This window comes from Prosthecobacter sp. SYSU 5D2 (assembly GCF_039655865.1).
GTDB lineage: Bacteria > Verrucomicrobiota > Verrucomicrobiia > Verrucomicrobiales > Verrucomicrobiaceae > Prosthecobacter.
In genome coordinates this window covers 1-21,021 of record NZ_JBBYXL010000018.1, presented here as the reverse complement: position 1 = coordinate 21,021, position 21,021 = coordinate 1, and the positions used below count along the sequence as shown (strand labels likewise).

General features: G+C 59.4%; 15 protein-coding genes. 10 read left to right on the top strand and 5 right to left on the bottom strand.

Features of this window, described 5'->3' with window-relative positions:
* Positions 1-3 precede the first annotated feature (3 nt).
* From WJU23_RS23045 to WJU23_RS23015, 7 genes are all read left to right on the top strand, one after another.
* The gene (locus tag WJU23_RS23045) at positions 4-1,377 is read left to right on the top strand and encodes a sulfatase-like hydrolase/transferase (protein ID WP_346334993.1); all 1,374 of its coding nucleotides are present in this window, start codon (positions 4-6) and stop codon (positions 1,375-1,377) included.
* Positions 1,378-1,522: 145 nt separating this feature from the next.
* On the top strand, positions 1,523-2,947 hold the full coding sequence (locus WJU23_RS23040) for an alkaline phosphatase D family protein (protein WP_346334992.1): 1,425 nt from the start codon (positions 1,523-1,525) through the stop codon (positions 2,945-2,947).
* A 29-nt stretch (positions 2,948-2,976) separates the two neighbouring features.
* Complete coding sequence (locus tag WJU23_RS23035) at positions 2,977-4,362, top strand: arylsulfatase (RefSeq protein ID WP_346334991.1); 1,386 nt, start codon at positions 2,977-2,979, stop codon at positions 4,360-4,362.
* A gap of 56 nt (positions 4,363-4,418) precedes the next feature.
* A complete protein-coding gene (locus WJU23_RS23030; RefSeq protein WP_346334990.1) occupies positions 4,419-7,004 on the top strand; it encodes a sulfatase-like hydrolase/transferase in 2,586 nt (861 codons plus the stop codon).
* On the top strand, positions 7,001-8,446 hold the full coding sequence (locus WJU23_RS23025; RefSeq protein WP_346334989.1) for a hypothetical protein: 1,446 nt from the start codon (positions 7,001-7,003) through the stop codon (positions 8,444-8,446). The genes WJU23_RS23030 and WJU23_RS23025 overlap by 4 nt, the downstream gene beginning before the upstream one ends.
* A gap of 42 nt (positions 8,447-8,488) precedes the next feature.
* Positions 8,489-9,856, top strand: a complete 1,368-nt coding sequence (locus WJU23_RS23020; RefSeq protein ID WP_346334988.1) for a sulfatase — start codon at positions 8,489-8,491, stop codon at positions 9,854-9,856.
* A gap of 19 nt (positions 9,857-9,875) precedes the next feature.
* Positions 9,876-11,669, top strand: a complete 1,794-nt coding sequence (locus WJU23_RS23015) for an arylsulfatase (protein WP_346334987.1) — start codon at positions 9,876-9,878, stop codon at positions 11,667-11,669.
* A 30-nt stretch (positions 11,670-11,699) separates the two neighbouring features.
* On the opposite strand, the gene WJU23_RS23010 is transcribed toward WJU23_RS23015, so the two are convergent.
* From WJU23_RS23010 to WJU23_RS22995, 4 genes are all read right to left on the bottom strand, one after another.
* Positions 11,700-12,503, bottom strand: a complete 804-nt coding sequence (locus tag WJU23_RS23010; protein ID WP_346334986.1) for a hypothetical protein — start codon at positions 12,501-12,503, stop codon at positions 11,700-11,702.
* 29 nt (positions 12,504-12,532) lie between these two features.
* The gene (locus WJU23_RS23005; protein WP_346334985.1) at positions 12,533-13,486 is read right to left on the bottom strand and encodes an alpha/beta hydrolase; all 954 of its coding nucleotides are present in this window, start codon (positions 13,484-13,486) and stop codon (positions 12,533-12,535) included.
* Positions 13,483-13,938: an EF-hand domain-containing protein gene (locus WJU23_RS23000; protein ID WP_346334984.1), complete on the bottom strand. Its 456-nt coding sequence runs from the start codon at positions 13,936-13,938 to the stop codon at positions 13,483-13,485. The genes WJU23_RS23005 and WJU23_RS23000 overlap by 4 nt, the downstream gene beginning before the upstream one ends.
* 92 nt (positions 13,939-14,030) lie before the next feature.
* Complete coding sequence (locus tag WJU23_RS22995; RefSeq protein WP_346334983.1) at positions 14,031-15,530, bottom strand: sulfatase-like hydrolase/transferase; 1,500 nt, start codon at positions 15,528-15,530, stop codon at positions 14,031-14,033.
* Positions 15,531-15,671: 141 nt separating this feature from the next.
* Between WJU23_RS22995 and WJU23_RS22990 the strand changes: the two genes are divergently transcribed.
* Complete coding sequence (locus tag WJU23_RS22990) at positions 15,672-17,096, top strand: sulfatase (protein ID WP_346334982.1); 1,425 nt, start codon at positions 15,672-15,674, stop codon at positions 17,094-17,096.
* A gap of 460 nt (positions 17,097-17,556) precedes the next feature.
* On the opposite strand, the gene WJU23_RS22985 is transcribed toward WJU23_RS22990, so the two are convergent.
* The gene (locus WJU23_RS22985; RefSeq protein ID WP_346334981.1) at positions 17,557-18,345 is read right to left on the bottom strand and encodes a DUF1080 domain-containing protein; all 789 of its coding nucleotides are present in this window, start codon (positions 18,343-18,345) and stop codon (positions 17,557-17,559) included.
* A gap of 221 nt (positions 18,346-18,566) precedes the next feature.
* On the opposite strand from WJU23_RS22985, the gene WJU23_RS22980 reads away from it, so the two are divergent.
* Positions 18,567-19,946, top strand: coding sequence for a hypothetical protein (locus WJU23_RS22980; RefSeq protein WP_346334980.1), 1,380 nt, complete (start codon positions 18,567-18,569; stop codon positions 19,944-19,946).
* A 12-nt stretch (positions 19,947-19,958) separates the two neighbouring features.
* Positions 19,959-20,801 carry a M15 family metallopeptidase gene (locus WJU23_RS22975; RefSeq protein WP_346334979.1) on the top strand — a complete coding sequence of 281 codons (843 nt, stop codon included), beginning with the start codon at positions 19,959-19,961 and terminating at the stop codon, positions 20,799-20,801.
* Positions 20,802-21,021: the final 220 nt, after the last annotated feature.

Sequence of the window (21,021 nt, the reverse complement as noted above, 5' to 3'; positions counted from 1 at the left end):
GCCATGCTTAAAGCCTTCCTCATCTCCGCCCTGTCTTTTCTTCTGGCCGCCACATCCGCCAGCGCCAGGCCAAACGTCGTCATGCTCCTGGCGGATGATCTCGGCCATCAGGACATCGGTTGTTACGGCGGCCCCGTGAAGACCCCGGCCCTGGATGCCCTCGCCGCAGGCGGCACCCGCTTCACGGATTTCTACTCCGGCTGCGCCGTCTGCTCCCCATCCCGCGCCGTCCTGCTCACCGGCCGTCATCACATCCGCGCCGGTGTTTATAGCTGGATCAATGACGCCTCTCAAAAATCCCACCTCCTCGAGCGTGAAATCACCCTAGCCGAGGTCCTCAAACAGGCCGGTTACGCCACTGCCCATGTCGGCAAATGGCACCTCGGCCTTCCCACAGACCAGCGTAAAAAACCCACCCCTGCCGACCACGGATTCGATCATTGGTTAGGCACCGCCAACAACGCCGCCCCCAGCCATCACAATCCCGACAACTTCATCCGCAATGGCGAGCCTGTCGGCCTGGTCGAAGGTTACTCCTGCCAGATCGTCGTGGACGAGGCCCTCACCTGGCTGGAAAAGCACCGCGCCAAAGACCGCCCCTTTTTCCTCAACGTCTGGTTTCATGAACCCCACGCCCCCATCGCCGCCCCGGATGAAATCGTGGAAACCTACGGCGCCCTCAAGGACAAGGCCGCCGTTTATTCCGGCACCATTGACAATACCGACCGTGCCATCGCCCGCCTGCTCGCCCGGCTTAAAGAAATCGCCCCGCCGGAGGACACCCTCATCATCTATGCCTCCGATAACGGCAGCTACCGGGCCGACCGCGTCGGCGGCCTGCGCGGCTCCAAAGGCATGAACTGGGAAGGCGGCATCCGCGTGCCCGGCATCTTTAGCTGGCCCGGCGTCATCCCTGCCGGAGCCGTGGAAAAAACACCTGCCGGTCTCGTGGACATCCTGCCCACCGTCTGCGGCCTGCTCGGCATCGCCCCGCTAGCAGGCGTGCATCTGGACGGCTCAGACATCTCCCCTCTCCTGCGTCCTGCCGCAGGCACCGCCTTCACCCGCCACCAGCCCCTTTTCTGGCATCTGCAGAAAGCCCGCCCCATCGTCGCCCTCCGCGACGGCCCCTGGTCCCTCGTTGCCGAGCCAGATTTCGAGCTCTCCACCAGCAACATGTTTGAGGAATCCTGGATACCCGCCATCAAAAGCGGCACCTATAAAAACTGGCAGCTCTTCAACCTCGAAACCGACAGGGCCCAGGATCACAACATCGCCCCCGACCACCCCGAAATCCTCGCCCGTCTGAAAGCCCGCCTCATCGAGATCAACACCAGCATCATGGCCGACGGCCCCGACTGGCACTTGGACCAGTAAGTATAGTTTACCGTCTTCAGTCTTCAGTTCCCGGCTTCATAATCGCGTGATGCATTCGGACGCGTGACCATTCGTCATTCGTCATTCGTCATTCGTCATTCATCCCCCGCAAGGTCTCCTCCCGCCCGGCGTTAAGGAAGCCTTCATGAAAACCATTGTCGCACTTTTGAGCCTGGCCGGCCTTTCCCTGGTTCAGGCGGATGTCTTCACGGCCCAGGGCACCATGTCGGGAGAGGTCACGGATTCCGCCGTTCTTCTCCAGACCCGCCTCACCGCCATTCCCGGCCCGGAGCTGGATGAAAAAGGCGACATCCCAGGCACCGCAGGCGTCGCCTGTTTTGAATACGGCCTTCAGCCAGATTTCAGCGATGCTACACGCACTGCCTGGACCCAGGCACAACCAGAGAGCGACTTCATCGTCCGCGCACGGCTCACGGATTTAAAACCGGGCCAGCTTTATCATTTTCGCGCCATCACCGGCACCGATGAAGCCAATGCCAAACCCGGCCCCGCCTGCCAGTTCTCCACCCTGCCAGGAAAAGAAGCAGACCGCGCGGTAGCCTTCATCATCGGCAGTTGCATGAACTATCACAAATTCATGGACGGAAAAAAAGGCAAAGCAGGTGATGTCATCTCAGCCACAAAGGAGGATAAACAGCTCGGTTATCCCGCCTTTGCCTCCATGGCCAGCCTCAAGCCGGACTTCTTCATCGGCACTGGTGACATCGTCTATTATGACAACATCATGAACGGCCCGGCGGAGACGCTGCCGGAGCTGCGGGAGTGCTGGCATGAGCAGTTCCGCTTTCCGCGCATGGTGGACTTCTTCTCCCGCACCCCGGCCTACTGGTCCAAGGACGACCATGATTTTCGCTTCAATGACAGCGACAGCAGCACGCAGAAAAAACCGCTGCCGCAGACCGGCATCGAGCTGTTCCGCGAGCAGATGCCCATCCACCCCGCCGGTGACCGCACCTCCCCCACCTACCGCACGCACCGCGTCAGCAAGCACCTGCAAATCTGGCTCACCGAAGGCCGCGATCATCGCTCGCCTAACCAAATGGAAGATGGCCCGGACAAGACCCTTTGGGGCAAAGAGCAGCGCGACTGGCTTCAGCGTACATTGAAGGAAAGCGATGCCACCTGGAAGCTCCTCATCAGCCCTACACCCATGGTCGGCCCTGACGATGCCTATAAAAAGGACAACCACGTCAACCTCGGCGGCTTTCGTCATGAGGCAGACGAGTTTTTTGCCTGGATCGGCAGTGAGAAGATCACCGGTTTCATGACCTTCTGCGGTGACCGCCACTGGCAGTATCACAGCATCCATCCCAGTGGCATCGAGGAGTTTGCCTGCGGTGCCCTCAACGATGAAAATTCCCGCCCAGGCGTTAAACCCGGCTCCAAAAAAGGCACCGATCCCGATGCCCTGGTCAAGCAGCCCTATACCTATCCCAAGCCCACTGGTGGCTTCATCCGCGTGCAGTCCGGGTCAGATGCCGGCCTGGTCATTGAGCACTTCGATGATGAAGGCAAGCTCATGAACACCGTCACAAAGACCACCCCGTAATGGCATCGCACCTCAGTCCACATCCAGTCATGAAACACCTTGCCCTTCTCATCCTGGTCACCGCCGCATTCATCGTGCAGCCCGCCGTCGCAGCCAAGCCTAACATCATTTACATTCTGGCCGATGACCTCGGTTATGGCGACCTGGGCAGCTACGGGCAAAAGCTCATCCGCACGCCCCGGCTGGATGCCATGGCCGCGCAGGGCATGCGCTTCACGCAGCACTATGCAGGCGCCCCGTCATGCCATCCCTCCCGCTGCGTCCTTTTCACCGGCCTGCACACCGGCCATGGTCGCATCCGCGCCAATTCGGACCGCCCTCTGCTGCCGGAGGATTTCACCATCACCCAGATGATGAAGAATGCGGGTTATAAAACCGGCGTCGTTGGCAAGTGGGCACTCGGCCAGGAGGAGACCGCAGGTGCTCCCTGGGAAAAAGGGGTGGATGAGTTTCTTGGCTACCTGGACCAGACCCACGCGCATACCTATTACCCCGATCACCTCTGGAAAAACGGCAACCGCTTGGAGATCCCGGAGAACCAGCAGGGTAAACGCGCCGTCTATTCCCATGACCTCTTCGTGGACCAGTCACTGGACTTCATCCGCCGCCACAAGGACGGCCCGTTCTTTTTTTATGCCGCCCTCACCATCCCGCATGCCGAGATGGCCGTGCCGGAAGATTCCCTCGCGGAGTATCGCGGCAAATGGCCCGAGCCCAAGTCCTTCCCCGGCAGCAAAACTTACTGCCCGCAAGACCAGCCCCGCGCCGTCCGCGCCGCCATGATCACCCGCATGGACCGCGACATCGGCCGCATCCTGGACTTGCTGGAGGAGCTCAAAATCGCCGACAACACGCTCGTCATCTTTACCAGTGATAACGGCCCCATCACCGCCGGCGGCGCCGATCCCGATTTCTTCGACAGCAACGGCCCCCTTCGGGACCTCAAGTTCAAGCTGTATGAAGGCGGCATCCGCGTCCCGTTCATCGCCCGCTGGCCCGGCAAGATTGCGTCCGGCACCACCAGTGAGCTTGTCTCCGACTTTGCCGACATGATGCCCACCTTCGCGGAAGTGTCTGGCGCTGAAGCGAAAAAAGGCGATGGCCGCTCCATCCTGCCCGCCCTGCTTGGCAAGACCGATGGCCAGGCCAAACGGGATGTCTTCTATTGGGAAGCTGCTCCTCAGCAAGCCCTCCGCCAGGGTGATTGGAAAGCCTATCGTGCAGCACCCAACAAGCCCATCGAACTCTACGACCTTTCCAAGGATATCGGCGAGGCCAGTGACCTTGCCTCCAAGATGCCTGAGAAGGTGGCTGAGCTGGAAAAGCTCATGCAGGAATCCCGCACCGATTCGCCCGAATTTCCGCTCGATAAGAAGCCGAAAAACAAGAAGCCCAAGAAGGAGAAAAACGTCTGACTTATTTAGCTGGCGGAAGGTGGCAACATCGCCACCGCCACCCGCGTTAAAATCCCATGTCCCGTCTCCTTCTTTGCTGGCTCCTGCTATACGGTCTGTCCCATGCGGCAGACGCCTCACGGCCTAACATTGTATTCATCATGCTGGACAATGTCGGCCAGGAGTGGTTCGGCTGTTATGGCAGTGAGGAAGGCTGCACGCCGAACATTGACAAGCTGGCCGCCACCGGCATGCGGGTGCAGCATTGTTATACGCCTCCCGTTTGCGGCCCCAGCCGCGTGCAGCTTCTCACGGGTCGGTATCCGCACAGCACCGGATTCCGCTTGCATCATGATGCTGCCCTCTATAGCGGCGGCGGCCTGGACCCGAAGCGCGAGATCCTTTTCCCCAGATTGTTCCGGCAGGCCGGATACGCCACCGCTCTCAGCGGCAAGTGGCAGGTGAACAATCTCTATGATGAACCGCAGGTGCTCACCCAGCATGGCTTTGACCAGCAGCTCGCCTGGCCCGGCAGCCTGGAGCCAAAGAAGGTCAAGGGCGCTGACCTGGAGCGTTTTTGGCAGGCCGTCGCCCGCGAAGATGCGGATGAAACCACCGCCTTCATCCAGCACATCGAGAGCCGATATTGGGACCCGGTTTTCATTCGCAATGGCAAACGCGAGGAGCACCCAGGCCGCTTCGGCCCGGACGTGGCGCAGGAGTTTGCCTTTGAATTCATGGAGCAGAACAAGGACCGGCCCTTCATGCTTTATTATCCCATGATGCTTACGCACGGGCACACCTTCACCGTGCCTGTGGTGCCTACGCCGGACCACCCAGAGCCGGACCGTCCGCATCAGGAAATGTTTGGTAACATGCTGCGATATGCCGACAAATTGGTGGGTGAGTTCGTCGCCGAACTGGAGCGCCAGGGCCTGCGGGAGAACACCATCCTCTTTGTGGCCAGCGACAACGGCACCGAGAAAAGCTTCACCGCCCGGCGCAATGGACGCCAGGTCACCGGCGGCCTTTATACCATGACCGAGGCCGGAGGCGACGTTGTACTGATGGCCAACAGCCCCAAACTCATCCCCGCCGGCCGCACGCTGCCGCTGGCCGATTTCACCGACCTGTATCCCACCTTCTGCGAGCTGGCCAAGATCCCTCTTGCTCCCGATCATCACCCCGATGGCAAATCCTTTGCCCAGTTCCTTTTGGGCAAAACGGACAAGGCACCGCGTGAATGGATTCTCAACGAATACCATGAAACCCGAGTGGTGCGGGATGAGCGGTTCAAGCTCTATTCGGATGGCCGGTTCTACGATGCCAATGCCGATCCGGCGGAAACCACCAACCTCTCCATGAGCGAGGATCCGGAACAGGTGGCCGCCCGCAAGAAGCTGCAAAAGATTTTGAAGTCTCTGTCGTCCGATGTGGACCCGCCTTTTCATCTGCGCAGCCAGTCAGGATTCAGATTGCGCACCGAGCTGAAAAAGAACTCTGCCGAAGCAGGCAACGGACCTGTTTGGAAACGTCATGCCATTGACAACACCAGCAAAGGCGCAGACGGCGTGAAGCTGGGCGATGTCAATGGTGACGGTCTGCCGGACATCGTCACCGGCTGGGAAGAGGGCGGCGTGGTGCGGCTGTATCTGCATCCTGGTCCTGAAGCGACAAAGAAGCCTTGGCCACAGGTCACCGTGGGCAAGGTTACCTCCGCTGAAGACGCCATCCTGGCGGACCTGGACAATGACGGTCAGCTCGAAGCCATCAGCCTGACCGAAGGCAAAACCCGCGGCGTTTTCTGGCATCGTTTCACGGGTCAAAAGGATGAACTGTTGGATGCGCAGAAGTGGACCACCGATGCCTTTCCAGCCACGGAAGGCAAACAAATGTGGATGCAGGCCTTTGCTGCCAACCTGGACGGGCAGCACGGCCAGGACCTGGCGCTTTCCTCCAAAGGAACCGATGCCACCATCGGCTGGCTTCAGGCCCCGGAGAATCCGGCGGACCTCGCTGCCTGGGCATATCATGTCCTCAGAAAGTCCGGTTGGATCATGTCGCTGACTCCTCATGACATGGACGCTGATGGTGATGAAGATATCGTTTTTACGGATCGCAAAGGCGCACGAAACGGGCTTTTTTGGCTGGAGAATCCAGGAGCAGAAGCTGTGCGCAAGGAGACCGAATGGACGGAGCACGCCATTGGTGCCGAGGGCCGTGAAGTGATGTTTGCCGAAATCGCCGACACCAATGGCGACGGCTTGCAGGATGTCATTGTGGCCGTCAAGCCGGTGGAGGTTTTGATCTATCTCCGGCAAAAGGACGGCACCTGGCAGCAGCAGAGCATCCTCCTTCAAAGAGACAAACTGGGCGATGCCAAGGCTGTCAAAGTCGCCGATGTGAATGGCGACGGCCTCATGGATCTTTTCTTCACCTGCGAGAATGCCAAGGGCAATTTAGAGGGCATCGTCTGGCTGGAACAGCAGAGCGGTGAGCCCTGGAAACAGCACTCTCTTGGCGGGCCTGAGGGCGTCAAGTTTGACCTCATGCAGCTTCTCGATCTCGATAACGACGGCGACCTGGATGTGATCACCTGCGAGGAGCGCGACCAGCTCGGCGTTGTCTGGTATGAGAACCCTTATCCACCTGCCAAACCATGAACCGACTTCTCACTAGCACTTTTATACTGCCTTTCGCCCTGAGCTCTCTCCTGGCTCAGGACCCAGTGACCTTTGTCAATCATGACGGCCCACCGCCCGGAGCGAAGCCCTATGTGCCGAAGCCGCCGCCGGAGGCCGGACAGCATCTGCAGCAGACGATGGACAAGTTTGAAAACGGGTTCTCACCTGCGCGACCTTTTAAAATCTGGGCGCTCGGTTCCAGCTATACGAACATGATTGGAAGTGGTGAGGTCTGGCAGGAGGAAATCCCGAAACAGTTCCCCAAAGCACCGCCCATCGAGTATAAAAAAATGGTCGGCAATTCCTGTCCCTGGTTATACCTTCGCGGGTGGGCGCGGCATCTGGTGTATGCCGACCAGCCGGACCTTTTCATTACTTATACTATTGGCGATCCCAAGGACCTGGACCTGCTGCTGGCCGACCTCCGAAAGCATACCACGGCGGACATCATCGTGCCCAGCATCCACTGGCGCATGCGCGATGAACCCAACTGGGGCAAATCCGAAGATGCCGTAGATCAAAACGTCGCCGCCGTGCGTGAAGTCTGCGCGAAGCATGGAGCCGAGTTTGTCGAGAACCGCCGTGACTGGGCTGCCTACTTGAAAGAACACGACCTGCCCATCCAGGCACTGCTGAAGGATGCCGTACACCAGAACACTTATGGAGCGCACATCATCAACTCCAATATCCTCAGTCACCTGCGTCGCCCGGCCAGCTATCCCGAGACTCCAAAAAGGGAGAAACGGATAAGCGCCAAGGACCTCGCGGAATCCGCCAAGGGTTTTAAACTGGAAGGCGAGGACCTGGTTGCCACAGAAGCTGGTGCGACATTGACCGTGTCTTTTGAAGGCAACCGCATTGAACTGATCGGCGTCTCGGCAGCGGATGCGGGCAAGCTGAAAGTGAAGATCGACGGCAAGCCTGCGGACGAGGCCCCCGCCTTCCTGGCCACCTATATTCAGGGAGACAAAACGAATAAGAAAACCCTGAAGACGGACAATCCGCGCGACATGTCACCGCACGGCGTGACACTGGCGGATACCGTGGTTCCTCAGGACTGGACGATCGTTATGACCAGCGATGCGGGCGACTACACCCTGACGGGCAGCATCACCGGCAAGGATGGCGAGGGCAATGCCTTTAAGCCCTTCACCAGCAGCTCCGGACAGATCCAGATCGAGCCCGAACTGTGGCGGCGGGCGGAGCGCAATGGCAAAGGTGACCGCTTCACGTTCAGCGTGCAGCGCGTGACCGTGCCCGAGGTATCCTTTGTGCCGGAAGAAGGTGCAGAAGCCGGCGCTTTTCGTATCCGTCTGGCCAACATGCTCAAAAACGGACCGCATACCTTGGAGCTGACCACTGCCGATGCCAAACCCGTGCGTATTCGCGCCCTGGATGTGTTCCAGCCGCCCGCCCGCTGAACAGACAGAGTATAGAAAATTGGATATTTTATGAAGATGACAATGAGAAACCATACATTCGCCTTTTTGGCCGCCGCCCTCTGCCTGTCACCGATGACCCTTCCGGCGGCGACGCCGAATGTGGTGATCATTTTTACTGATGACCTGGGCTACGGGGATCTCGGCTGCTACGGATCGCCCACCATCCGCACACCCAACTTGGACCGCATGGCGGCGGAAGGCCTGAGGTTGACGGATTTCTATTCGGCATCCGAAGTCTGCTCACCGAGCCGCGCCGCCTTGCTGACAGGGCGCTACCCAATACGCAGCGGCATGTATGGAAAACGCCGGGTGCTTTTCCCCAATTCCACAGGCGGCCTGCCGGATGCGGAAGTGACCATCGCGGAAGCGCTGAAGGACAAAGGGTATAAAACCGCTCATATAGGCAAGTGGCACCTGGGTATTCATCCAGGCTCTCGTCCGCTAGACCAGGGATTCGAAAGCAGCTTCGGCCTGCCGTATTCGAATGACATGGATGGAATTAAAGGCAAGACCCCCCGCGGATCCGGATCTCCCACTCCGCCTGAAGATGGCTGGAATGTACCGCTGATCCGGGATGGCGAGATCATTGAGCAACCGGCCGTGCAAACGACTCTCACGAAGCGCTATACGGAAGAGGCGGTGAAGTTCATCACTGAGAAAAAAGACTCGCCGTTCTTTCTTTTCATGGCGCACAGCTTTCCGCATGTGCCGCTATTCGCCTCGCCCGCCTTCAAGGGGAAAAGCCGAGGCGGCATTTATGGCGATGCGGTGGAGGAGATTGACTGGAGTGTGGGCCAGATCATGGAGGTCCTGAAGAAGCAGGGCATTGCGGAGAACACCCTGGTTTTCTTTACCAGCGACAACGGCCCCTGGCTGACCATGGGCAACCAGGGCGGCAGTGCCGGTCTGCTCAAAGATGGCAAGGGCAGCACCTGGGAGGGCGGCATGCGTGTACCGGGCATCGCCTGGATGCCGGGCAGGATCAAGCCAGGCGTCAGCTCCGTCCAGGTGAATGCCACCGATCTGCTGCCCACCGCCCTGGCCCTGGCCGGTGCGTCATCGCCAAAGGATGTGGTCATTGACGGCCAGGATGTGAGCCCATTGCTGTTTGAAGGGAAAGCCCCTGCTGAGCGGCCGTTCTTTTACTACCGCAGCGACCAGCTCTTTGCCTGCCGTCTCGGAGAATGGAAGCTGCATTTCAAAACGCAGACCGGCTATGGCCAGGCGAAGCCCGATGAGCATGAACCGCCGCTCCTCTACAACCTGGCGCTCGACCCTTCCGAAAAACGCGATGTGGCGAAGGCGAATCCCGAAGTGGTGGCGAAGATCCGCGAGGCCGTGAAAGCGCATCAGGAAGGCGTCGTTCCTGGAGTCGCCCAGTTTGAGTGAGCCTTTGATCTGACCTCTGATGAAACGATTCGCCCTATCCTTATTTTTTCTCGCCAGCCAGGCCGTGCTGTCTGCCGCCCCAAACGTCCTGCTCATCCTGACCGATGACCAAGGTTACGGCGACCTATCCATCCATGGCAACCCGCATCTCAGCACGCCGAACATTGACCGCCTGGGAGAAACCGGTGTCCGGTTCGACCGTTTTTATGTGAGTTCCGTCTGTGCGCCCACCCGCTCGGCCTTGCTGACCGGCCGCTATACGGTGCGGACCGGCTGCCATGGCGTAACCCATAACCGGGAGGCCATGCGCCCCTCCGAAGTCACCATGGCGGAAGCCCTGAAAAGCGGCGGGTATCGAACCGGATACGTGGGCAAGTGGCACAATGGAGAACAGTATCCCTATACCCCGCAAGGCCAGGGCTTTGACGAGTTCTTCGGCTTCAACAACGGCCACTGGAACAACTACTTCGATGCCACGCTGCTGCGCGGCGCCACGCCAGAAAAGACCACGGGTTATATCTCGGACGTGCTCACGGATGAGGCCATCAAATTCATTTCCGCCAGCCAGGAGGCACCGTTCTTTTGCTATCTGGCCTACAACGCCCCGCACTCGCCTTATCAGGTGCCGGACAAGTATTATGACAAGTTCAACGCCAAGGGCCTGGATGAAACACTGTCCGCCTTTTATGGCATGATTGAAAACATTGATGACAATGTCGGACGCCTCATGGCGCACCTGGAAAAGTCAGGCCTGACGGAGAATACCCTGGTCCTGTTCCTCACCGACAATGGCGGCACGGCAGGCGTGAAAACGTATAACGCCGGGATGCGCGGCGGGAAGACCAGCGTGCATGAGGGTGGCAGCCGCGTCCCTCTTTTCATGAACTGGCCCGGTGCCAAATGGCCGCCGCATGTGGCCAAGCCCATCGTGGCGCACATCGACCTGTATCCGACTCTGCTCGATCTCTGCGGCGTCAAGGCCCCCGAAGGTCCCAAGGTGGACGGCATCAGCCTGCGGCCTCTTTTAGAAAAAGACACGGCTGCTGGCTGGCCGGAGCGCACCCTCTTCGTCCACAATCCCATCGGTGAAACCAACCGTTATCCAGGTGCCGTGCGCACGCAGCAGTATCGGCTGGTGAAGGAAATCAAAGGCCCCTCCGCAGGATCCGCCGCCAAGCCCAATGATGCCAGCGCCGAACCGTGGCGCCTGTATGATATGGAGGCCGATCCCGGCCAGGACAAGAACATCGCCAATGCCCATCCTGAACTGGTGAAGGAACTCAGCACCAAGTATGAAGCCTGGGTGGATGACATTTTCAAGGATGGCCTGCAGCGCTTCCTGCTGCCGGTGGGCTATAAGCAGCACAACCCGGTGGAGTTGCACGCACCGCAGAGCTTTTACGATGAGCCCCTGCACTTCGCCTCCGGCCCCGGTTTTGCCAATGACTGGCTCACAGGCTGGACCGATGCGGCCGCCAAGGTCTGGTTCGACGTAGATGTGGTGGAGGCTGGCAGTTACGCCGTCGAGATCGCCGGAACCTGCCCTCCGGAAGATGCAGGATCCAAACTGCGCCTCACCGCTGGAGATGCTACCCTTGAAACCACCATGCCCGCCGCCTCCATTGTGGAGATCCCCTTGCCCAACCGGGACGCAAAGAGCAACGAGCGCTATCGCAACCGCGAATGGACGGTGCTTAAACTCGGCCAGATGGACCTGAAGAAAGGTCCTGTGAAGCTGATGCTGGAGGCCAAATTCAAACCCGGCTCACAGGTGATGGACCTGAAACATGTCCGGCTTGAACGCATCAAATGACAGGCACTCCCTCAAAGCCAGGAGGCAAAGTCAAGCCCTGCCAATGATGAAGTCAATCGCCCGGATACTGCCATCAGCCTCCGCGATGAGTGCGTTTTCAGGGCGCACATCCGTGGCAATCCAGCCCTCTTTCTCCCAGGTCAGATTGGCGATCATGGCAAGGTCTGTCGGCAATGAGCAGCGCTTCCAGCCACGCTCAGACATCCATTGATGCAGCGTCAGTTCATCTGGGTGGCAACCGGCAATGAAAGGCTGGCTCAGCACAAGGAACTCGCCCGCCGAGCCGACCAGATCAAGCTCCAGGCCGGAATCGAACAAAGATTCAAACCAGGCGAAACGTTCGACGGCCTCTGCCAGGCTTCCGCCACGGATTCCCCATCGCCCTTTGTCATTCACTTCCAGCACCCAGCCAAACCGGGCCTTCCCAGGCGGTGCAAGGAGCTTGATGGCGAGCTGACCAGCTTCGTCATAAAAGACAATGGCCTCACCGCCCCCACCGAACAGCCTAAGATCTCCCTCACAGGATTCGTCCAAAAAAGGGTCGAGGCGCGATGCCAGCGAGCGTCCAAATTCCGGCGTTTCCCGAAAAATATGAAGAAGCTCGGCTCCTACTTGCGCACCGTCGAGACGGGCCGCGAAACCGGCTGGGCTGCCGATTTGGAGATTATCTGCGGCCCATCCCGTGATTCGAGCGTCGCGGCCTGACGGCGGTTGCGACGTCCTTGCTCGACTGCTTCCTGCCACGTGATGTGGCGTTGATTCAATGGGGCTGGCATGATCAGAGTATAAGACTTTGTGGACGTTTTGCAACAGGAAGGGCGGCAGCGGTTCCATGATTGATGGTTAGCCTTACGGTGATTACGTCAAGGGTTCGATGCAGGCACCAGTTTCTCTCCAGTGGGTGGCGGGGGAAGAGTGGGCTCGCCGGTGAGGAGGCCTTGACGGACGAGGAAGCGGTCTGCAGCAATGAGGGTGACGCGCTGCCAGGGACCGGAGTTGAAGAAACTGTGCTTTTCCCCCTCGGCAATCCACAATTCCGTGGTGGTGTTGCCAAGTGACTTGAGCTTTTGATGCGCCGCATCCCAGCCTTTTTTCCAGGAATCTTCCGTTCCAAAAAAGACAATTGCCGGAGCCAGATCTGGCTTCAGGTGTTGCAGAAAATCAATCTCAGGATCCGCACTGTCATCCGCCGTGAAGGCGGGATTGAACCAGAGGTAGGCGACGACGCTGGTATCCACCTCTTTTGAATCCGCAGGATCGTTCAGTCCGGGATTCACCGTGGCCAGGGCGGAGACATGTCCGCCAGCAGAACCGCCGCCGGTGATGATGCGCTGGGGATCGATGCCCAGCTCCGGGGCCTTTTGCTTGAACCAGCGGATGGCGCTTTTAGCATCGGTCACACAGACACGCTTGCGGCTTTCATTGGCAGGAAGTCCGGTGGCCCCTGCCCTGCTGGAGAGCTGGTATTCCGAGGTCGCACAGACCAGGCCGCGACTGGCGAAGTATTCGCAGGCCCGGCGAAACTGGGCCAGCGATCCCCCGCCCCAACCGCCGCCGTGGAAAAGAATCAAACCGGGTACCTTGGCCGTGGCCGGATCATGATTGGGCGGGAAGTAGATCTCCATCGTCCGCGGCTGGCCGGCGGATGTCTTGTAAACGTAAGGCTTTCCGGGCGTGTCTTTGGCACCGGGCTGCTCCGTCTTCTCTTTCTTGAAGGCCACTTTCTTGGGCTTGGTTTCCTTTTTGGCCGGGGTTTCTGCGGCGGATGCAGCCACGGCCGTGACGAGCAGGAGCAAAAGGGCTGGATAATGTTTCATGATTTCTTTTTTCTGGGTGCCTTGGTTACTACGGTCTTCAACCGTTGTTCTGCATGGGCGGTAAATTCTGCCAGGCTCAAAAAGCCGTCCTGGTCCTTGTCGGCACATTTAAAATGCTGTGCAGCATGACCGCCCATGCGGGAAACCTGGCGGTATTCGCCCGCATTGAGCCTGCCGTCATGGTCCGCATCCAGGCGGGAGAAACATTTCCCGATGCCTTCTGAAAGGATGGCAAACCAGGTTTGCTTTTGCAGGACAGCAGCCAGCTCGGTAGCGTCCAGCAGACCATTTTTATCCGCATCCCCTGCATGAAAATGATCAGCGCCGTGATGCCGGGCCTGCACGTCCAGCGGCAGGTATTCTTCCAGGCTCAGCCTGCCATCCTGATTCTTGTCCGCCGCTGTGATCACGGTGGCAATGGAGAAATCTTCGGCGGCTTGCAGTGCCGCCATTGAGATGAGCCAGGCACATCCCAGCAGAAAGCAGAATAAGCGGACCCTGGGATGCCGGATGGAGCTCATCGGAGTGGAAGGCCAAGGTGGATTCACTTTTGGTAATCCGCGCCAGTGAGGCTCTTCAGCACACCCTCCTGCCATTGGCGGAGCTGCGTTTGCAGCTTCTTGGCAATGTCGGGCTGCTGGTCAAGGAGGTTGGTTTTCTCCGCAGGATCTGCTTGCAGGTCGAAGAGCTCCAGGGTGGCCTTACCGCCCTTTTTGGGCTCGTGGATGACGAGCTTGTTGTTACCGTCAATGATCGCACGAGGACCGAGGTAATCTTCCTCTGTAATTTCGGGATGGCGGAAGTTGGTGAAATCCCGCGTGGCTTTGCCGCCAGATTTCTTCACCAGCGGCGTGGTGCCTTCTTGCAGTTGAGGGTTTATATACGGCTCCAGATCACCCGCCTTTTTGAGGTTCCCGGCATTGTATTCCCAGAAGTAGAGCGGGTTGCTCCGCGCACTCATTTGGCCATCCATCAATCCGCTGATGTCCATGCCGTCCAGGGGCCGCTTTGGCAAAGGCTGGCCGACGAGGGCGCAGAGCGTGGGCAGAAGGTCACTCGTGCTGGCACGGACGCCCGTGCTACGCGGCTGGGGGATGCGCGCAGGCCATTCAATAAGACCTGGGACAAGGACTCCGCCTTCATAAACCTGCCCCTTCACACCGCGATGAGGCAGGCCCAGCGCACCATCAGCGGAGGTGCCATTGTCGCCGCAATAAAACACCAGCGTGTTCTCGCGCAGGCCCTTGTCCGCGAGGTGTTTGCGCAGCATGCCAATGGAGCGGTCCATCGCGGTGATCTCCGCGTATCGCTCGCGGAGCACCTCGCCCTGCGGACGCTGCACCGGGCCACCTGTTTCATTGGAGGTCAGCTTCACCTTTTTCTGATATTTGGCCGGCAGATCATCATACAGCGCCAGGTCTGCAGGCAGCCCGCTGTAGGGCTCGTGCGGAGAGCCAAACCAGACGACAGTGAAGAAGGGCTTCTCCTTCTCCCGGGCGCGGTCAATGAAACGCAGCGTCTCCTGGATGATCACCTCCGAGCTTTCCCCCTGGATGACCTCCGGCGGCGCACCGTTGCGGGAGAGCGACGGGTTCAGTTCGAAAAAGTTGTCATGCGACACCCACTCATGAAAGCCCATCGCACCCGGACTGGTGGGCGACTCCGCCTTAACCGCCCCCACATGCCATTTGCCAAAGTGGCCGCAGTGGTAGCCAGCCTGGCTCATCACATGCGCCAGCGTGATCTCCTCCGGCCTGAACGACCACCCAGGGGCAAAAGTGCCCATGCGGTTGGGGTGGCGTCCGGTGAGGAAGCTGGCTCGTGTGGGCGAGCAGCTCGGATGAGCAGCATAAAAGCGGTCCATGCGCAACCCGGTGGCCGCCATTTCATCCAGCACCGGCGTTTTCACATGCGGATGGCCGTTATAACCGGTCTCCTCCCAGCCATGGTCATCCCCCATCATCAGGATGATGTTTGGCGATGCCGCCATGGCCGCCTGGCACAGGCCGACCAGGGAAAGAAGAAGTGTCAGAAAAGGTTTCATGAGTGAAGGCATTGAAACGCCACGCCACGCACTCCCTTTCCGGCAAATCCGTCCAACGAATGAAGCAAGCTTTGCCCTGGCGCTGCCGTTGATGCAAAACTGTCATCCACCCGGTCTCCGCCAGCACCCGCCTTCATCACCATGACCACGCCGCGTTTCCTCCTCATCTTTCTCCTGCTGGCCGCGTCTGCCCTCCCGCAGACGGCCTTGTCTGCCCAGCCTAACTTCATCTTCTTCATCACCGATGACATCTCCCCGGAGGATACAGGCCCGTATGGCAGCAAGGTGGTGAAAACGCCCCATCTGGACCGCATGGCGGCGGAGGGTCTGGTCTTTGACAATGCGTATCTGACGGCCAGCAGCTGCAGCCCCTCACGCTGCAGCATCATCACCGGCCGTTATCCGCACAATACCGGCGCACCGGAGCTGCATCTGCCCCTGCCGAAGGACCAGCACACCTTTGTGCAGGACCTCCGCAGCGCCGGCTATCACACCGTCATCTCCGGCAAAAATCACATCGGCAAGCCTGAGGACATCGGTTTTGACGTCGAAGGCAAAGGCGGAAAACCCTCCGGCAGCGAAGACTGGGTGACGCTGCTAAAGGAGCGCCCGAAGGACAAGCCCTTCTTCGCCTGGTTCGGCTCCTTCGATGCACACCGCGACTGGCAGATCAATGACGAGGCGCCGAAGTATGATCCAGCTGACGTGGTGGTGCCGCCCTTCCTTTTTGACGGACCGCAGACACGCCAGGACCTGGCCGACTACTACCATGAGGTGAGCCGGTCCGATTTCTATCTGGGGCAGCTTTTCAAGGAGCTGGAGCGCCAGGGCATCGCCCAGGACACCTATGTGGTCTATTGCGCCGACAATGGCCGCCCCTTCCCCCGCTGCAAAACACGCCTCTATGACAGCGGCATCAAAACGCCCCTGCTGTTCTGGCGGCCCGGCACCATCCAGCCCGCCCGCACGGCCTCCCTGGTCAGTTCCATAGATCTTTCCGCCACGTTTCTGGACCTGGCAGGCCTCCCCGCAGCCCCCAGCATCCAGGGGGTCAGCTTTGCCAAAATCCTGAGCGATCCCAAAACCAGCGTGCGTGACTACGTCTTCGCCGAGCACAACTGGCACGTCTTCAACGCCCACGAACGCTTGGTCCGTCATGGCGATTGGCTCTACATCCGCAACAACCGGCCTAACCAACAAAACATGTGCACGGAGAGCGATGATTCTTTCCCCGCCGGGGCCGAGCTCTGGGCCGCCCACGCAGAGAAAAAGACCAGCCACGCACAGCAGGATATCTTCCTCAATCCACGCCCCGCCGAGGAGCTCTTCCATGTGGGCAAGGACGCCCACCAGCTTTACAACCTGGCCACCGACACCACCTATCAGGAAACCCTGCTGGAACTGCGCCAGGTGCTCGGTCAATGGACAAAAGAAACCGGTGATACCAATCCCGAAAAGCCCACCCCGGACCGCACCGTCAAACGCGGCCCGCAGCCCCGTGGCGAACTTCCCGGGCAGTCGATGAACGCCGCCTCCATCAATCATCCGGGGCCGGTCAGGAAGTAGGCTTTACGCACATTAAATTCGTTGATACCGAGCTCCAAAAAGGTTGTCTGAAACTGGAGACTTTTGGCGATGTCCCAGTGACCCTGGAACAGAGTTTTAGCTCCGTGAGCCCGCAGGGCTGCCCCATGAGTAGCCGGAGAGTCAGGCGAATCTGGACGAGCCAGACCTCCGGTAGTGATCAAAAGAATCCCTGGTGAAGATCAACCCGTCAGGGTTGCCCCATCATGTCGTGGCCTAGATGAGCGTGGCGTGGCTGATAGGGCTACTCCTTCGGAACAGGTCGCGGCACGGTCTTACTGCGCCCAGAAGTCAGTATCACCGATGGTCTGAACCCTCATGGGCCTTCAACGAAAGGCGAGGCACCTCCATAGCATGCGAGGGCTCATGCGCTCCCCGGTTTACTGGGTTCCCGAACAAGCCCTGAGACCATTTGGCCCATCCCTGAAACAGTGGGTGGCTCTTACTTCTTCACTGGTGCCGCCGGACCCGTCCCCTGCGGATTGCGTGTTCCGGGTCGCTCGATTTTCTTCGCGCCCTCCGGCAGGCTGGCGGGGTCAAACCTCGTCACCGGCGTTTGCTCCAGCACCTTGAGCTGCAGGTCCTTGATCTGCACCGTATTGGCATTGCCGCGATGAAGCTGGATGGCCAGCAGGCCCTCCAGCGCGCGGCCCTTTTCATCGTGATCCACCAGCTCGGACGTCACCTGGCCGTTGATCTTGTGGGTCAGCCGGTTGCCGCGGGCGATGACAGTATATTCATTCCATTGGGAAACATCCGCCTTCACCGGCTCACGCTCCGCCACCTGCCAGCGCGCACCATCCGGGGCGATGACGACATCCTTGCCGTTGAGGCCAAAGATGCCGCGCCCTTTTTCCTCATAGGTCATGCCCGTGTGCTCAATGGCCGGGTGGATGTCGCACTGATAACCCGTGATGGCCCAGGGTCCCGCCTCCGGCAGCGGCCGGCTGCGATACTGGATGCCGGAGTTGTTGTCGCCGATCACCCGCAGGGTCGCCTTCAGCTCGAAGTCCTTCACCACCCCGCCGCGCCAGATGAGAAAAGTATTGTGCTCCGGGCTGTCCGGCCCGCTGCAGACACCCGTGACCAGTCCGTCCTCCACCTTCCACAGCTTCGGATCCCCCTCCCAGCCTGTGAGGTCCTTGCCATTAAACAGCGGAGTGAACCCGTCCTGAGCCAGGGCGGCGGTGGCAAAGGTGAAGACAGAAAGACAGGCGAGGATTTTTTTCATGCAAGAGATCAGGGTAAAAAGGCTCAGACTCCAGGGGTGGATCAATCACAGGACGCTCTTTCAATCCTCCCCTTTTGTCACTCCCATAACGATGACCCGGCCCGGTTTATGGCAACTGTTTGCATCGGGGTGGAGGCAGAGACGCAGAGGATGCAATGGCAGGCCGGTTTATGGAATAAATGCCTGATGGTTCCCGGCATTGGAGTGCGTAGAAAAGAGACATGCCTTTCTATCCTGCTCTTTTGGTTTCAGGGCTTTGCCTCCTGCTCTTCAGCGCCCATGCGCAGGAGGTCATGGATGCACAGTTTGCCGTCATCTCCAATCTCAAGGCGGGAGTCGCCAAAGTGGACATCACACCTCCGGATGCGGCGGCAACGAAAATCGTCGGGCATGTGCGTGAGGTCACCGGTGTGCGGGATCCGCTGCGTGCCGGGGTTTTGATCCTGGATGATGGCGAAACGAAGGCCGCAATTGTCACCCTGGATACCATTGGCGCCTGGGATGACATGGTCAAGGATGCGCGTGCACGGATCGAGAAGGAAACCGGCGTCCCGTCCGCAAACATCCTCATCGCCGCCTCCCATAATCACTCCGGCCCAGGCTACATTGAAAACATGCGTTGGGCGGCCAGTCTGATCAACCAGCTCGGTTCAGCGGCCAGGGAAGCGTCCGCCAGCATGAAAACCACGAGCATCGGCTATGGCGAAGACCGCATCAGCTTTGGCATCAACCGCCGCAAGACCTATGACGGCCGCACGGTGGTGAGCCTGAACCCCGACGGGCCCAACGACCCGCGCGTGAAGATGCTGCGCTTTGACGATGGCCGCACGCTGACCCCGCTGGCGGTCATCATGCACGCGGTCTGCCATCCCTGTTTCTTCACCTGGGGGGACAAGGGTTCACAGCCGTATCCAAAAGGCTATCCCAAGATCAGCGCCGACTACCCGGGGGAGGCACAGACCTTTGTCGAGATGGCCTATGCGCAAAAGACCCGCGCCCTGTTTATGCAAGGCTGTGCCGGAGACATCCGGCCGAATCTGCCAGGGTATCCCTATCGCTGCGCTGACGAAGCGGACATCCAGTGGGCGGGGCGGGACCTGGGTGGTGCCGTCGCGCGTGCTGCATCCTATAGCGTGACTCGCGAGCAATTGCAGCAACGCGAGACCTTTTACCCCATCCGCATCGCCAGCGAGGTGGTGGAGCTTCCTGGCAAAGAGCAGCCGGTGCATGCGGAACTCATGGCCCTAAAGATCGGCCCCTTTCTTCTCCTCACCATGCCGGGCGAGCCCATGGTGGAATACGGTTTCAAACTGGAAAAGGCGATCGGCGACCGGGCCACGCCCATCATCGTCGGCTACGCCAACGGCAACATCGGCTACATTGCCACCGCTGAATCCTATGCCGTGGGCGGCTACGAGCCGAACCGGTCCCGGCTCCAGCCCGAGGCCGAGGCCCTCATTCTCCACAAGCTCGGTGGGCTGGCAGACCGGGTGATCGGAGATGTTTTTGAAAGCTTCTCAAAACATCCCAAAGACACGGTAAAGCGCGAAGCCGAAGAAAAGGCGCGCCTGCAGTCCACCCCGGCGTCGAAACCCAACTGAAACACCTGTTCTATGAGTAACGATGAAGCCGCACGGCGTGCCTACTGGGCAGATCAAATGGAGGCAGGTTATGCGATGGTGCAGAAGCTCATCTCCTTCCCCGTCAATGAATGCGGCGAGCGCTTCGCCTCCATCCCCGATGCCGCCGCCGCAGCGGGCGTGGAGATGCTGTTTTCCACCAGCAAGATCGCCGGGGATCTGGACCGTGTCTTCTTCCTGCGTGAAAGCCTGGTGCGTGATGTCATCACCATTGGCCGGGAGATGAACCAGCGCGGATGGATCCTAAAAATCGAGGACGGCTTTCGCTCGCTGGACATGCAGGGGCAGCTGGTGCGCAAGCCCTCCGTTTTTGACACCGTCTTAAAGAAGTGCATCTGGGAGCTGGGGGGCGAGATCCCCAGCACCGAGATGATGTTCCGCCGCGCCATCGTGCTCACCGCGAACATGCCCAAGATCGGCGCGCACATGTCGGGATCGGCCATAGACATCTCAGTGTTCCGTCGCGACGATGGCAGCGAGGTCTGGCGCGGCCACTCCTACCTGGAGATGAGCGAGCACACCCCCATGCGCTCACCTTTTGTCGCACCCGAGCATGTGGCCACCAGGCTGGACATTGCCGCCATGCTGGAAAAGCATGGATTCATCCCCTTCCCGTTCGAGTTCTGGCACTTCGACAAAGACGACGCCGCCATGCACCTCCTCACCGGCAATCCCGCCCCCTGCCGCTTCGGCCCCGTGAACTGGGATCCCCGCACCAATGAAGTCACCCCCGTGCCCGAACCCCTCACCCTGCTCAATCCCCTGCCCGTCATCGAAAAAGAAATCGCCGCAGCCCTGGAACGTGCGGCAGGGTAGGGAGACGATGGTTTTGCCTACTCCCAAGGGACTGTGCTCGGGGCTTTGATATAACGCCCTGATGGGGCTGGGGCAACAAGGGATGACCGCAGGAGATTGATCAATAGGTCAAGATTCGCTGCCTTCTCTGAAAAAAAGGCGTCAAGCGGAAAATGGCTGGATCCTTGATTTTATGCGGCTTCGAGCGTCGTGAACCGTGCGCGTCGTGAATACTCTCCAT

What these genes read in the sequence shown, in the direction of transcription:
- WJU23_RS23045 (WP_346334993.1), top strand. Translation starts at nt 4, where the DNA reads ATGCTTAAAGCCTTCCTCATCTCCGCCCTGTCTTTTCTTCTGGCCGCC.
- WJU23_RS23040 (WP_346334992.1), top strand. Translation starts at nt 1,523, where the DNA reads ATGAAAACCATTGTCGCACTTTTGAGCCTGGCCGGCCTTTCCCTGGTT.
- WJU23_RS23035 (WP_346334991.1), top strand. Translation starts at nt 2,977, where the DNA reads ATGAAACACCTTGCCCTTCTCATCCTGGTCACCGCCGCATTCATCGTG.
- WJU23_RS23030 (WP_346334990.1), top strand. Translation starts at nt 4,419, where the DNA reads ATGTCCCGTCTCCTTCTTTGCTGGCTCCTGCTATACGGTCTGTCCCAT.
- WJU23_RS23025 (WP_346334989.1), top strand. Translation starts at nt 7,001, where the DNA reads ATGAACCGACTTCTCACTAGCACTTTTATACTGCCTTTCGCCCTGAGC.
- WJU23_RS23020 (WP_346334988.1), top strand. Translation starts at nt 8,489, where the DNA reads ATGAGAAACCATACATTCGCCTTTTTGGCCGCCGCCCTCTGCCTGTCA.
- WJU23_RS23015 (WP_346334987.1), top strand. Translation starts at nt 9,876, where the DNA reads ATGAAACGATTCGCCCTATCCTTATTTTTTCTCGCCAGCCAGGCCGTG.
- WJU23_RS23010 (WP_346334986.1), bottom strand. Translation starts at nt 12,503, where the DNA reads ATGGAACCGCTGCCGCCCTTCCTGTTGCAAAACGTCCACAAAGTCTTA.
- WJU23_RS23005 (WP_346334985.1), bottom strand. Translation starts at nt 13,486, where the DNA reads ATGAAACATTATCCAGCCCTTTTGCTCCTGCTCGTCACGGCCGTGGCT.
- WJU23_RS23000 (WP_346334984.1), bottom strand. Translation starts at nt 13,938, where the DNA reads ATGGCGGCACTGCAAGCCGCCGAAGATTTCTCCATTGCCACCGTGATC.
- WJU23_RS22995 (WP_346334983.1), bottom strand. Translation starts at nt 15,530, where the DNA reads ATGAAACCTTTTCTGACACTTCTTCTTTCCCTGGTCGGCCTGTGCCAG.
- WJU23_RS22990 (WP_346334982.1), top strand. Translation starts at nt 15,672, where the DNA reads ATGACCACGCCGCGTTTCCTCCTCATCTTTCTCCTGCTGGCCGCGTCT.
- WJU23_RS22985 (WP_346334981.1), bottom strand. Translation starts at nt 18,345, where the DNA reads ATGAAAAAAATCCTCGCCTGTCTTTCTGTCTTCACCTTTGCCACCGCC.
- WJU23_RS22980 (WP_346334980.1), top strand. Translation starts at nt 18,567, where the DNA reads ATGCCTTTCTATCCTGCTCTTTTGGTTTCAGGGCTTTGCCTCCTGCTC.
- WJU23_RS22975 (WP_346334979.1), top strand. Translation starts at nt 19,959, where the DNA reads ATGAGTAACGATGAAGCCGCACGGCGTGCCTACTGGGCAGATCAAATG.